The sequence below is a fragment of the Postechiella marina genome (genome assembly GCF_039538365.1).
GTDB lineage: Bacteria > Bacteroidota > Bacteroidia > Flavobacteriales > Flavobacteriaceae > Postechiella > Postechiella marina.
Window position 1 is genome coordinate 65,772 of the sequence record NZ_BAABCA010000002.1, and the last position, 15,438, is coordinate 81,209.

Sequence of the window (15,438 nt, forward strand, 5' to 3'; positions counted from 1 at the left end):
TTAGTATCCATCGTTTTGTTTATAAAAGTTTGGTAAATTATCTCTTTCTCTTTGAGGGAAAGGCAGGTATTTCTTTTCGTTTGTATAAAACAGACTGTTTTTATTAGAAAACGCTGTTAAAACAGCATCTGCCTTACCAAATCTTATTAAATCATACAAACGTTGGTTTTCGTAAACAAACTCAACCCTTCTTTCGTCTAGCAATAAATCTTTTGTTAGGTTAGCAACTTCTTCTAGACCTGCTCTTGCTCTTACTTGATTAAAAGCATCAATAGCTCTAGAATCTATAGTACTATCTCCTCCTGCCAAAATAGCTTCTGCATATAGTAACAGAACATCTGCGTATCTTAAAACTATCCAATCGTTATCACCAATTTCACCATCTGTTGGAAATTTAGCATTAAACGTATCGGTTGTTTCTATGGTTGGATTGTATGATAAGGCATCAATACTTGCATAAAACCTTACAGGCTGTAATTCAGGATTCATAACTTCTAAAAAATCTAGAGAAGCAATATTTACACCATTAGAAGGACCTTGAAGTGTCATGGCGAAACTATGCGATTCTGAATCGGTTTCTACCTGGTCGTTTAATCCACTATCGCTTGTTGTGTAATTATCGCTACTTACTAAATCGTAAGCTATAGAAAAGATAACTTCATCATTAATTTCTAAAGCCGAATTATTGGACCAAGAACCATCTAGTATACCATCTGTATAACCATCAGAAATACTGTTACCTAACATGTGACCATAGTCTATAACTAAATTTGCATGGTACTCTGCATCTGTTAAAATATCGACGCTTGAATTTAAAGGATCTGCATTAAACTCAAACTGCTCTGCATTGCTTCTTTCTGTAAATATTAAATCGTAATTGTAAGATGTATTATTTTCTACTACAGATGCCAATAATAGTTCTGCTTCGCTATAATTAGGATTTGGCTGACTTAAATATGCCTTTGCAGCTAAACAAATTGCTGCTCCTTTTGAAGGGCGATATCTATTTTGCTCTACACCATCTAAATACGCTATAGAGGTTTTAAAGTCGCTTATAATTTTCTCGTAAACTTCGGCTTCTGGTAATTGTGGGTAATCTAACGCGTCGCCTTTTGTAATATCTAAAACCTTATCTATAAAAGGTACATTTTGGTAGGCTCTTACTAAATTAAAATGACATAAAGCTCGCATAAAGTAAGCTTCGCCCACCGTATATTGTTGCGATTCTGGAGCTAAAAAACGACTACCTATAATAGTATTTGCATGTTTAATTGTAGACATATTATTAGAGTAATACGTAGCTACATCTCCATTATTAGGATCTACATTATAAGCATTTATAGCAGGAAAATTACCGTTTTCTGAATTTGCTCTTACATTATCTGATCTTAACTCTATTAGCAAAAACTCGTTTGCTGGTACTTTTTGGTAAGCATCTAAAACACCATTTGCTAATAATTCGAATCCGTTTTCGGTTTGCAGCAACTCTTCAATAGAAAGTGCTGTTGGGTTACTTAGGTCTAGTTCTTCCTCACAACTAGTAAATAAAGCTACTAAAGAAAAACAAACGATTATATTTTTAAATATCTTTTTCATAATTAATTAAAATTGAAAGTTAATCCCCGCTGATATTGTTCTAACTACAGGCCCGTCTCCTCTTTGATAACCTGCTGTTAATGGTGTATTAGCGTTATTTGATGTTTGTCCCGCAGCCTCTGGGTTAAAACCTTCGTAACCTTTAGCTGTAAAGTAGAGTAAATTTTCTCCTGTTAAATAAAGTCTTAACCTTCCTATATTGTTTCTAGACGTCCACGATTCTGGTATGGTATATCCTAAGGTTATATTTCTTAGGGTTACAAAAGATGCGTCTTGTATGTGGTCGTCTGTAAATCTTCTATGTACGGTTAAATCTCTATCTGGAAAACTAGCCAGTTCGTTAACAGCAGACTCACTTGCGTAGTACAACTGATCTAAATCTGCAACCCTAACCTCGGCACCGTGAGAACCTTGCCATTGAAAAGAAAAATCTAAATCGTGAAATGTAAAATCTGAACTAAAGCCCCAAGAAAAGTCTGGATATGGACTACCTAATTCTGTTCTATCTTCATCATCAATAACACCATCATTATTTAAATCTTTTACATAAACATCTGCAAAATCGTTATTGAATCTATTAAATGGATTATCTACCCATTCTAACGGAATTTCTTTGTCGTAAACCCAACCATAAAAAGACGTTATTGGCTGGCCTACTCTTGCTATAAACTCTGTAGCTCTTGTATCTTGGTCTATTCTAGATACAATTTGCTCGTTACTACCTATGCTTACCACTTTATTTCTGTTTAAAGAAAATTGCCCAGATGCTACCCAACTAAAGTTTTCGTTAGACATAACTCTAGAACTTAATTCTAGCTCTACACCTTCGTTTTTAACTTCGCCTATATTTTGCAACCAGTTATCTGTACCGTAAGTTCCTGCTACTGGAGCAAAAAGAATTAAATCTTCACTTGTTCTAGTATAATAATCTGCAGTTAGTTTTATAAGCCCTCTACCAAAAGTAACGTCTATACCAGGATTAAACTCTATAAGTTTTTCCCAACCTAAATTTTGATTTGCTAAAGTTACTCCCTTAACACCTGTTTGCCCATTATAACCAATGGTACTAAAAGTCTCTTCGAACCTATAAAGAGAATCAAAAATATTGTTAGATATCTCGTTAGATCCAGAAACACCGTAGCTTGCTCTTAATTTTAAGAAGGTTACAAAATCGCTAGAAGATAAAAAGTCTTCGTTAGACATTATCCAACCTACAGAAGCTGCTGGAAAAAAGCCAAATCGTGTATTAGCTCCAAATCTTGTGCTACCATCTGTACGAGCAGAAAGTTGTAGTAAATATTTTTCGTTGTAGTTATAATCTAATCTTCCAAAGTAAGATACCAACTTATCGGTTCCATTATCTGTATACGTTGTTCCGCCATCTGCAAGTGCGATGTTATTATTAAAATCGTTAGTATAACCTACTGCTTCAGACTCTTGTCTGTAAAAATCTCTTTGTGTATACTCGAATCCAAATACCGAGTTTAAATTATGTTTTCCAAAACTTTTTTTATACTTAATAATAGACTCGAACGCATATTGATTAAGTTCGTCTCGCCTTTCTAATCTGTAAGATTCTTGCTCTCTATTTTCTTGACCAAATAAATAATCGGCCTCGTTTGATTTGTTATGTCTAAAAACACCAGAAATGGTTTGTCTAAAATTAAGTCCTTTTGCTAGTTCAAAGTCTACATAAGATGATGCGTTTAAACTTAACTTTTTCTTTGTTCTAGATCTTTCTAAAAAATGCACTAAAGGATGCACATTTTTAGTTGTAGAAAGCGTTAAACCACCAGATGTTAAATCGCTAACTAAAGGTAAACCTGTATTAGGGTCTCTAGCTATAGCTCTTGGGTTGTTTGGATCTACTGTAAAAACATGATCGAAAGCTCTTGAAAAACCATAACTACCAACACCAATGTTTTCGAACTGGGCACCTGCATCTCCTGGGTCGGACTGTGTTATATAATCTAAATGATCTTCGTTTAAGTATAATGGCAAATGACCATATTGCCTTAAAGGATCTGTAAATCTTGCTGGTAACTTATCTTGATCGTTATAATTAACATTTAAATTAGCACCAAATTTTATTTTTTTGTTTTTTGATTTGCTATCTACTTTTATTCTAGCATTATACTTCTCGAAATTATCTGTTAATGCTATACCTTCATCTTCCAAATAACCTAAAGACGCAGCATAACTTGTTAACTCTGTTCCGCCTCTTACTGCTAAAGAGTGACTTCTTATAATTCCGCCATTAAATACTTCATCTTGCCAATTATTTTCTCCGCCACCTAAACCAGCTATAAAATCCATAGCTTCAAGTTCTGCGTAAGCCGAGTTATAATCGCCTATAATTCTATCGTAATTTTGACTATCTGGAGAAATACCATTTACCACACTTTGTAACCCATCTAACCTTGCTCTTTCGTCTGCAATTGATGTGTTAAAGTTATCGTTGTTATTAGCATATTTATACCCTGTAAATGTATTATAAGAGAACGATGTTTTACCAACAACTCCCTTTTTAAGCGTTACTAAAATAACACCATTTGCTCCACGAGAACCATATATAGCTACAGATGATGCATCCTTTAAAACACTTATAGAGTCTATATCGTTATTATCTATAGAGCCTAAAATATCTGCATCTGTACCCAATACAATGCCATCTACAACAATTAAAGGCGAAGACGACCCTGTAATAGAACCTGGCCCTCTTAATGTAATTTTAGGATCTCCACCAGCTTCAGATGCCACTGCTTGTATTCTTAAACCCGCTACTTTTCCTTGAAGTGCATCTTCTACACGAGACACCGATATGTTTTCTAAGTCTTTACCAGAAACCTTAGTTAAAGCACTTGTAACATTTTTTTGTTTTTGATCGCCATAAGCAACAACAACAACCTCGTCTAAAGCAGAAATATCTTCATCTAAAGCAACGTTAATAGTATTTTGGTCGCCAACAATTATTGTTTTAGTAACAAAGCCAATATATGAGAACTGTAAAACATCGCCACTTTTTGCTTCTATTTTATAAGCTCCATCAAAATCTGTTGATGCTCCATTAGTAGTTTTTAAAACAACAACATTAACTCCCGGAATAGGTATATTATCTGTTGCTGACACAACAGATCCTTTTATGGTCTTATTTTGTGCAAATAAAGCAATATTGAAAAACAACATTACCAATAAAGTTAGCTTGATTTTTAAATTCATAATTGATTTTTTATGTTTAAAATTTAAATCTAGGTTAACATTAAACTATTCCGCATTTTTATTTGATGCTTTGTAGTTTTTATTTTCACCTCAATAAAACACAACTATTTTGTTATTTTTTTTTGTAATTTTGTTTTATACATGTTTTACGCAAGTGACATCATGTTTTAAATTCTTACTTCCCTCCTAAAAGAAGTAAACAATATTAAAAAGGATAGGCGTGCACCTGTCCTTTTTTTATTAAGTTTAATTAGGCATAATTTAATTTTTATCAGTTTAAAATTTTGAATTAGCCTGATTTAGTTCTGGGTAACCAATTTGGTTTACCAAATTGGTTACCCAAATATATGTTAAATTTTTGTTATAAAAAAATAATATCAAATTTTAACATGCTTATTTCATGAAATCTTCGCGAATTGGGCTAAAAACATCTATTAAAATGCCTTCTTTTTTACAAACCGCGCCATGTAATACGTGAGGAGGAATGTATACAGAGTCGCCTCCTTTTACAATTTTAGTTTCGTCTCCTATAGAAAATTCGAATTCTCCTCCCTCAACATAAGTTACTTGAGAATGATGATGCTCGTGCTTATAACCTATACCACCTTCGCTAAAATGTACTTTAACCAACATGATTTTATCATCGTAACCCATTATTTTTCGTTTTACACCTTCTCCAACGGTTTCCCATTCTTGATTACTATCTAGTAAAAACTCTTTACTTGCTCCAAATGTTTTCATAATACTCTGTGTTTGCTTATAATTAAATATTTATATATAAGGAATAGATGCTTACCTATAGTAATAAGCCCCTATCCAATTATAATTTTTATCTCCAATTTTTATATTGTGATTTTTATCTTTTGAATTATCTTTATTAGAAAGAATAAAAACTTTACTCTTATTGCTTTTTGTTATTAATTCTATTGCTGTATAATCTTCATTATCTAAAATAATTTTAAGACTAGAAAGGTGACTATAGGCATTTAAAGCCAACTCTGAAACAGGACTATAACTACCATGAGACTCTATTACAGAAGCAAAGGTTGTATTTTTAACATCTTTACGCCTTAAAATAAAAGAAGGATCTTTACGTAAATTATATTCTGGATCGTTGGCTCCAATTCTTGCTAAAATTAACTGATCTGCTTTGCTAGAAGTAGTTGTTAGAGTGTAGAATAAATTATTATTTTTCCATGAAAAAACAGTATAATCTTCAGTTGGCTTACCTAATGCTTCATTCCATAAATGTTGATATCCATTATTTTTTCCTAAAGGTTTTAATTGAGAAAACGAATTGTATTCAAAATTAGTTTTCATAATATGCCCTAAGTAATAGTATGGCAAATCGTATTGATTTTTGGTTAACGACTTAACTTTTAGAAGATCTATAACAAAAGGTTTTTCAAAGTCTCCATCTTTAACTAAAGCAAAGGTTCTAAGCATTTTTGTTCCAGGATAAGCATTATCTTCGGTAGCACTTATAATTTGAACATTAGGCTGCTCATCATTATAAAAATACAACTCTGAATGGTGCTTGCTACCAATTTCGAATTTACCCTTAAAATGATTCTGACCGTTTACAGATAGTGTATTATGAGCTATAGTTTGTTTAGCCCAAGTTTTATTTTCTTTTAAGTAATTACCTCCGCCCTTTTGCTCTATATTTACAAAACGAGACAACCCATAATCTTGGATAACTTCGTTTCCATTCTCGTATAAGGAAAAGGATAATTTATCGTAATGCCCATGACTAGACCCTTGAGAAGCATACTTATAAACCAACTCTAAGCCATGACTTCTTAAAACACCAACACCTCCTTCGTCTCCATTTTTACCATCAGATAAATTGATAGATTTTTTTTGAAATGGCAGTTCCAAACCCGCTTTAACCCCCATAGCTACAGATAATCCTGTATCATCTAAAACCACCTTATTTTGCTTTTTAGCAATACTTAATAGTTCTGGGTTTTTTCCGCCATAATAATAGGCTATATCTACAGCAGAGACTAATGCATCTGTATAATACGACATTCCTTTTTGACCATCGTTTAACGGAAAGAAATTACCATTAGCATCGGTTAAATTTATTAACGCATTTACCGCTTTAAGTAAAACACCATCTTTATATTCTAACACTTTTAATTCTGGCTTTACATTTTGCAAAGCTTGTGCAAAAATTAAAAAAGGATACATAGCGTAACGTTGGTAGTATGGCCCTTCGTTATAATAGCCATCTGGAGAAAATGGCTCGTCTAAATTACCATAAAAGCCTAGTTTTTGCCCTTCTACTTGTATTAAACCACCATCGTTATCCTTCATGCCAGCCTTTAAATTGTCGACTTTTAACCCAATTAAAGCATTTTCTAACAGCTCATCATTATCTATAACCAAAGCAAGCATTCCTACTGCTACATTACCCCAAGTACTGTGGTTATGCACGCGATTAAAAAACTGAGGATTGCCTTCTGATATAAATTTTGCAAACGGAATAAATAAATCGTTTTCTAAAATATTACGATCTTTTTCTGAAAGCCATTCGTAAACACAATCGTAGGCTTGAGCTGTGTATACCAACCAATTAGAATCGTTTAAACATTGCCAAAATAATTTTCCGCGAGCATAAGATCTTGTTTGCGGATGCACTGGTAACGTAGGGTAAAGTTTAGCATAAGCCATTAACATATCTCGAACATAGATAGCGTATTTGTCATTGTCTAAAATTTGAAATAAAACACCTGCTTTTTGAAGCATTAAAAAATTACGCTTGTGGCGCTCGTGTGTATAACCCCCAGATAAATCTTTAGGCACAGGCACATCAATACCCTCTTCTATCTCCGCATCTACTTCTGCTTTTGTAGCGCTTAAAGAAGCATCAAAAATAGGCACAGTGCCTAATGCTTTTTTAATATCTAAAACACCTTGTTTGGTTAATATTAATTTTGGATGTCCTTGGCCACTAACCACCTCGTTAGCACGACTAGTATTTACCTTGTCTTTACAAGATACAATAGCTAGAAACACTAAGAAATATATCGATTTTAAGACGGATTTATTTAACAACTGCATATTATAAATTATTTTTTAGAAACAACTCTTGAATTGTTGCCCAGCATTGTATTATTAAATTAATAAAGAACAACTAGCAGCATTAAACAAACTATTCAATCCCGCATTTACTTGAATAACTTTTCCACTGTTTAACACCACTAACGATCCTTATTATTTTAAACATTTTCAACACTTTATATTAAAAACACATATAAATAGTCTTCAAACTAAACAACTGGTTAACCAGATTGGTTTTCCAAATATAAACATATTTAGAACTTTAGCAAAAAAAATGAACAAATTTATTGCTAACATTAGATTTAAAAATGCTAGCCTGTTACTTTATCATAACAGATTTTAGACAATAACCCTTCAATTTAAAACACAAAAGCAACATTAAAGACTTAATTTTAACGCTGCTTTGTTTATAAAAATTAGCTTGAAGTAATTAATACATTAACTTCATTTTTAAATTTTCTTCTGTTTTTATACTTCCAGAATTAGTAAATTTATTGGCAGATTCTATATTGTTTTTTGCTCCCCAAAGTATAGCTACAAATTCTATTGCATTGTTTTTAAAAGTATTTTTGGTAATATTTACATTAACAATACCTCGGTGATTAAGTAGCATTTTATTTTTTTCCTTTGCTCCGCAATTAATAAAAGTATTTTGTTTTACTAATAGATTTCCTCCAATAGTAGACTCGTCGTAGCCTCCTCTATAGTAATCTATAACATTTGCTTTTACATTATTAAACAAACAACTATCTACAGTTAAATACTCTGTATTATAATCTCCTTTATCGTTAATTTCTTCTGATAATTCAATGCCATTTTCGCAATTAGATATATTCGTGTTTAGAAAAGAAATACGCTCTGCAAACGATTCTTTATAAACTTTTAACACATAATTAAAATCGCTAATATTTATATTGGACACAGTTAAACCAAAATGATTAGACATATTTTCTTTTAAACTTGCAAAAGCATAATTCTTCTTATTGCCTTTTAAGGTTAAATTATTTACCGTTAACCTTCCTTTTGGATGCAAAGCAAATAAAGGCTTATCAGATGTTCCAGAAAAATTAATCTCTACTTTTTTACCTTCTTGAGCTTGAATTGTAATCGTTTTATTAATTATTAACGATTGATTTACACTATAAATCCCTTCGTTTAAAGTAATAATATCGCCTTGACTTGCTGCATGTATCTTATTTTGTAATTCTTCTGCTTTATTTACTTGATGCTTTGTAGGTGCTTTAGCATCAACAACATTAGAATACCAACTTGTACCATATTTAGATTTATCTAAAATATTAGGGTTTGTAATATCACTACTTAAAGTAGCTCCAATAGTTTTACTGTTTTTTCTAGACTTGCCAAACAAATCTTTATCTATTTTATTAAAACCGAAAGCGGAAAAAACTTCTACATCGTCTGGAAGCCCGGTTGGTAAAAATATGTTTTCTGATACTTTTTTTAAACCTAATGCAGCTGCTTTAATTCCTCCGTTAAAATCGTTAAATGCAACACCTTGGTTGTCTGCTATATTATTTTTAAACAACACGCCATCGGCTTTATCATTTTCTACAACTATTTTATTTAAACCTTTTTCATTATAAATAATATTGTTGGCTACAGTAGTTCTTACAGCTCTTGCCGAACGAATTTCTGATTTTGGCAACACATTGGCTTGGGCAATATTTGTACCTACTCCAAATTGCCATGGCGATGCACAATTTACATAAGTATTATAAGCCACAACCACATCGGTTACTTGATTATATCTGTTTTGTGGTGATTTTGGAATGCCATTCATTACTGCTAAGGGGCTTCTAAAACTTGTTCCTTTTAGATTAAAAAAGTAATTATTTGTAACCCAATGTCCAGTATTTATTATACGAATTCCTCCATAATTTTTATTTACACCATCGCCAATAAAGTAGTTACCATCAATTGTACAATAGTTACCATGTCTAGTTACTAAAGAGCCTTCGCTTTTATAAAACACATTATTTCTAAACTCATTAAAATTTGTTTTACTAGATATAATTTCGACTTCGCCATTACACGCTTCAAATAAATTATTAGCTACCATAGTATAACTAGGCGCCATAGATGTGTAACTGTTTCCTAGTTGAATTGTTTCTCCACTAGGGCCACCTTTTACCGGTCTTGGTCCAAAGTGATTATTTATAACTTGATGATAGTTATTAATACTCGCTATACCTTCTAGGTTAACACGCACCGTTGGCCCACGATTTGTTTTACCAGCAATATAGCAATTACTTAACTCGTTATGTCTGCCCCAAAAATTAACCCAAAGATCGCTATTATCGCGTTTTAGTTTATTAAAATCTTCAATAACACAATTGGTAAGTTTACAATTGCTAGCTATCTCCTCATCGCTAATTTTAAAATCTACGACTGCGCTAGATGGAGAATACCCGTTTTTAAAATGCAAACCATCTACCACTAAATATTGTCCGCCAAACTTTAAATACGACACACCTTCAATACTAACCTTACCTGCAGTTTCTGCTTTTAATGTTATTGGGTTTTCTAGTGTACCTTGACCTCTAAATTTTATTTCAACATCTTTCCAAATACCATTTTTAAGAATAATAATATCGCCTGCTTTCGCCTTTTTTATAGACTGATGCAACTCTTCTGCATTATTTACAGTAATACTTTTTAAAACTGGTTTATTTTGGCAAGACACTAAAAAAAACAGTGAAAATGAAAAAATTAAACTTTTAATCATAATTTTATTTCGTTATAATTTTAAATAATATTTTTAACTAAAAATCACCAATTTAATGCTAACTTCTTGTCTGTAAATTACGAAAACATTGATTAAAAAAAAGGCCTTTTATTTTACTAAAAGGCCTTTCTTTACTAAACAAACAACTATTCAACTACTTTTCTCTTTTTTAAAAACTTGCCTTCTGGATTAATACCTAGAATGTAAAAATATCTACCTAGTCTAGAAACATTAACTTTATACTTTCTAGCAAGATTAAATTTCATATTAAAAAATTGGTTAACCAAATTGGTTTTCCAAATATACACATATTTTTCAATTAAACAAGAATTTTTAATAATAATCATTGTTAAAAAATTACTTTTTTATAAAAAACAAACAAAAAAAGCTCTCCATTAATAAAATAAGGAGAGCTAACTCATATTTGTTAACAGTGGAAATATTAACTAAATATGTATAGGAAGATTGGTTTCTGCAGATTTATATACTGCATCTTGAACCTTTAATGTTTTTAAGTAATTAAAACCATTGGTTTCAAAAGTATTTCCAGAAATTAAATTGTCTACAAAATTTCTTTGAAAAATATAACAACAATCGCCTGCAAAACCAACATCGTTATGTGTATATTTATGTTCTGTTTCTGGTTTACCCAAGTTTTGGACACTTATTTTCCCGTCAGAATATAATCGTAATGTACCTTTAGAGCCTTCAATTAAATACTCTCCAAAAGTATAGCGCGATTTATTAAAGTTATTTTCATTAAACCTATTGGCATCCCAAACTGCTGTAGTTTGATTTTCGAAATTTAAAATCATTATACCAGCATCTTCACCCTTAATAACGGGATTTAATTTTTTAAGAATTGCATAAACGCTTTTTACTTCTCCTCCATGGTAACGAAAGGTATCTATAAAATGAACACCAGTTTCGTATATCAGTAATTTTTTATAATCTCTAAAATAGGGTTGACGAGCTAAATACGCATCTTCTCCCCAGCCATCGCCCATTCTAGATCTAAAATTTAGGTTAAATAACTCCCCCAAATCATCGTTATCTATTATTTTTTTTATCTCGCGATGCCAAGGCTGAAATCTAAAATTTTCGTGCACAACAAAACGTACGCCTTTACTCTCAACATAATCTACAATTTTTTTAGACTCTTCTAAAGTTGGCGCTAAAGGTTTTTGACAAATAATATGCACGCCATTATCGGCAGCAAATTTACACATCTCAAAATGCGTTTCAGGAGGCGTTATAATATCTACAAAATCGGGTTTTTCGGCAAGAATCATTTCCTTATAATCAATATAATGTTTCTTTACTCCATAAGTATTCATGGTGCTTATTGCTCTTCCTTCATCTTTATTGCATAGTGCTGTTATTTCAACTTCAGGAATACGAGTCCACGCTTCATACTGAAACTGACTAAAATATCCTGCGCCTATAGCAACTCCTCTTAATTTATTCTGCATTAATTAACTTTCTTATCAGGATTCATAAAACTCCAACAAATTATAGCTACAAAGCCTAAACCTGCTGCAATATAAAAAAACGGTTCTGTAGAACCTGTCCATTTTACTAAATAAGGAAAGGCTAAAGATGTTGAAAACGCTCCAAGGTTTCCTGCCATATTCATAACACCAGAAACTTTTCCTGAATTTTCTTCGCCTATATCCATACAAAACGACCACGACGGACTTAAAGACATATCTGCACCAAATATAGCCACAGATAAGCACAAAACAGCACCTAAAGGCGTATCCATAAACAAACTAGACAATATACCTATAACTACTAAAATAAAACCAATAGTTGCAGGCAACTGCCTTGATAGTTTCCATTTTCCTTTTTTATAAATAGCATCTACTGTATAACCAGATACCCAATTACCTAATGCACCAGCCAACAAGGGTAACATAGCGTACCAACCTGCTGCTACTAAAGTTAGCTCGTATTTGTCTTTTATGTATGGAAACAACCATGTTAACATAAAGAAAAATATAAAATTACTAGACACATATTGTATCATAGCTAGAATTACATTTTTAGATCCTAAAATGGTTTTAATTGGTAAATTTCCTCCTTTTTTTTCTACTTCTTGTTGCCTATTCTTAACAATATATTCTTTTTCAGCATCAGAAACTCCATTATGTCTTTCTGGTCTATTTCTAAAAAAAGTATAAAATAAAAAAGCACCTAAAATACCAATAGCACCAAAAAAGTAAAAGATATTTCTCCAACCCCAAGCATCAATTAAATACGCTACTAGAGGCAAAGCAAAGGCTGCTCCTAATCGAGAACCCGAAAAATTAATACCTTGAAATATACCTCGCTCTTTTGTTGGTACCCAAGAAAAGGCTGCTCTCGATATGTTTGGAAATGCTCCCGCTTCGCTTGCCCCAAAAATAAACCTGAAACATAGCATAGAAACATAATTCCAGGCTAAGCCTGTAAACGATGTAAATATAGACCATAATACCATTATAGATGTCATTACTTTACGCACGCCATATTTATCGCCTAGAGATCCTGCAGGTACTTGAAACAAGGCATAACCCAATGCAAAAGCACCTAAAACCCATCCCATTTGGGTATCGGTTAAATTTAGATCTGATGAAATTGAATCTTTAGCAGACGATATACAAACTCTATCTATGTAGAGCAATAACGTTATTAAAAAGGATCCTAAAAAGAACCTATACCGTTTTGAGTTATTGATCATGTCTTACTTAGTTTAGTGGTTAAAATTGGTTGGCTTTAGTTGGCTAATTTTTTAATAATAGTTTGTAAAGAATCAGTGTTTCCTACATTACCAGGAAAAACAACATATGGTAAGTGCGAGAACTTTGTTTCGTCTCCCATTTCCCAAACCGGAATTCCTGGTAATAATTGTCCTAAAACTTTAGATCGTTTCATTCCCAGTCCTTTTGTTGCTATGTCGTGAGACGTAATGCCCCCTTTAGCTATTAAGTATCGTGGTGTTATACTTAATGTGTTTACTAAATACACTAATGCTTGCGAAATTTTACTTGCTATTTGTATTGTTGATGCGGTATTTGCACCAGTAATTAATGTTCTGCTTGTAAAAACTATTACATCTTTACCTGCAGATATATTTGTATTTATTTGATGAACTAATGTGTTTTTATATGAATTATTTTGATCTGTTATAATTTGATTAACATCTACCTCAACTATAGATTCTTTATTAAAACAAGTTAATGCACTTTGAAGCTGCTCTGAAGATTTTTTTACATACGAACCAACAATTGTTAATCCTCCGTTTTTAGAGTGTCCTTTAACTAGATCTGAAGCACTTAACAAACTTTTAGGAGGTAAACCTATATAAGAAGGCACAAAAGAACTTGAAGTTCTATACACTATTTTTTTTCCTAACTTTTCTGCCAATAACAAAGCATGTGTTACCTTATCTAAATCTTGATAATTGATACTATTAAAAACACAATAAGTATTAGCAGGTAAGGCTATTATTTGGTTTGCTATTTCTGCAGACTTCTCTGTTCTAATAGTATTTAACGAAAAAGAATGCACACCAGATGCCTCAACATTTCCTTCTGTTTTTTCTTCTATATAAGATTTTAAATTCGAATTTGAATATGCAAACGAATGATCTTTTGCAAAAGGTGTTTCGCTAACTGGAGTTAAAGTTTGGTTATCTAAAACATAGTGAGTATTATTAACAGTAACCCTTCCGCCTTCAAACATAACCGGAATAAAAACGGTAATACTTTCATTTAAATTAGCATACTCTTTAAGTGTGTTGGGCTCTAACGGAAAATGCCCTCTTAACGTAGAGTCGCTTCTACTAACTAAGGTAAAATCTTGCTTTGTTAATTTGGAGGCCTTTTCTATTTTTTGAGCTATGTCTTTATAAATTTTTAAAGTTTTTGCTGCGCTTAAACTTCTAGAGTTTGTTAACACAAAAAACACCGGTGTTTTATTTTTAAACTCTGTAATAAAAACATCTAAATTCCAAGAGGTTAATAGCGGTACGTTATAAACGGTTTGGTTTCCTGTAGGATCGTCATCTACTATAATACAAACCTTATTATTTTGTTTAAAAAGAGAGCTATTTATAGCTCTGTAGTTTGTTTTATCTTCTTCAGGCAATTCTTTTAATATGTTAGACAAAACAGTACCCATTAATATTTTTCTATTGCAATTACACGTGCAGGAGAACCATCTCCTCCTTCTATTTTTAATGGTAAAGCTATTAGCTCTACACAATTACTTTTAAGCTTATCTATATTGGCTAAGCCTTCAATAATAACAACACTTTTTAATAAAATTTGATGAATTTTAGTAACCTCCGCTATGTTATTTACATCGGCTACTGAAGGAGGCTCAACCCCAATCATTTTTACTTTTTTGTCTACACACCAAAGCGCTAAGTCTTCACTTATTCGAGGCAACTCATCTCTATACTTTGAAGTATTTATAAATCGAGACCAATTGGTCCAAATAATTAAGCTATCTCCTGCTTCAAACTTTTTTTTAATAGCATTAGGGATATCACTTACTGTAATTAATCCTTTAGCTTCAATATGCTTAGCATTTATTACCCATGCTTTGCCAACAAAATCTGCTACAGGCATTTTATCTATGGTTTGATTACTAACATTAAAATGAATAGGCGCATCCATATGTGTACCACAATGCGAATAGAATGCAAGTGTACTTGCATTCCATCCATCATCTGTAATAGTTTTACTTACCGTTTTATTAAAACCTGCCATTTCGCTGGTATAAGGCATGGTAAGATCTACAATATGGCTCATTATTTAATT

The 15,438-nt window shown here is 32.1% G+C and carries 9 protein-coding genes; all 9 read right to left on the reverse strand.

The annotated features are described in order from the left end of the window. The 9 genes from ABD715_RS04125 to ABD715_RS04165 all read right to left on the reverse strand — a co-directional run bounded on the left by ABD715_RS04125 (window position 1) and on the right by ABD715_RS04165 (window position 15,429). On the reverse strand, window positions 1–1,596 hold the full coding sequence (locus ABD715_RS04125) for a RagB/SusD family nutrient uptake outer membrane protein (RefSeq protein WP_344786823.1): 1,596 nt from the start codon (window positions 1,594–1,596) through the stop codon (window positions 1–3). A gap of 6 nt (window positions 1,597–1,602) precedes the next feature. Beyond that, entirely contained in the window at window positions 1,603–4,815 is a 3,213-nt protein-coding gene (locus tag ABD715_RS04130) for a SusC/RagA family TonB-linked outer membrane protein (RefSeq protein WP_344786824.1), read from the reverse strand. 393 nt (window positions 4,816–5,208) lie between these two features. Further along, a complete protein-coding gene (locus ABD715_RS04135) occupies window positions 5,209–5,556 on the reverse strand; it encodes a cupin domain-containing protein (RefSeq protein ID WP_344786825.1) in 348 nt (115 codons plus the stop codon). Between the two features lie 51 nt (window positions 5,557–5,607). After that, window positions 5,608–7,884 (reverse strand): alginate lyase family protein, encoded by a 2,277-nt coding sequence (locus tag ABD715_RS04140; protein ID WP_344786826.1) that lies wholly within the window; start codon window positions 7,882–7,884, stop codon window positions 5,608–5,610. Window positions 7,885–8,314: 430 nt separating this feature from the next. Beyond that, the gene (locus tag ABD715_RS04145) at window positions 8,315–10,630 is read right to left on the reverse strand and encodes a chondroitinase-B domain-containing protein (protein ID WP_344786827.1); all 2,316 of its coding nucleotides are present in this window, start codon (window positions 10,628–10,630) and stop codon (window positions 8,315–8,317) included. Between the two features lie 446 nt (window positions 10,631–11,076). Then, on the reverse strand, window positions 11,077–12,102 hold the full coding sequence (locus ABD715_RS04150) for a Gfo/Idh/MocA family protein (RefSeq protein WP_344786828.1): 1,026 nt from the start codon (window positions 12,100–12,102) through the stop codon (window positions 11,077–11,079). Continuing rightward, a complete protein-coding gene (locus ABD715_RS04155) occupies window positions 12,102–13,352 on the reverse strand; it encodes an MFS transporter (RefSeq protein WP_344786829.1) in 1,251 nt (416 codons plus the stop codon). The genes ABD715_RS04150 and ABD715_RS04155 overlap by 1 nt, the downstream gene beginning before the upstream one ends. 35 nt (window positions 13,353–13,387) lie before the next feature. Beyond that, window positions 13,388–14,794, reverse strand: coding sequence for a four-carbon acid sugar kinase family protein (locus ABD715_RS04160; RefSeq protein WP_344786830.1), 1,407 nt, complete (start codon window positions 14,792–14,794; stop codon window positions 13,388–13,390). After that, window positions 14,794–15,429: a cyclase family protein gene (locus tag ABD715_RS04165; protein WP_344786831.1), complete on the reverse strand. Its 636-nt coding sequence runs from the start codon at window positions 15,427–15,429 to the stop codon at window positions 14,794–14,796. The genes ABD715_RS04160 and ABD715_RS04165 overlap by 1 nt, the downstream gene beginning before the upstream one ends. Window positions 15,430–15,438: the final 9 nt, after the last annotated feature.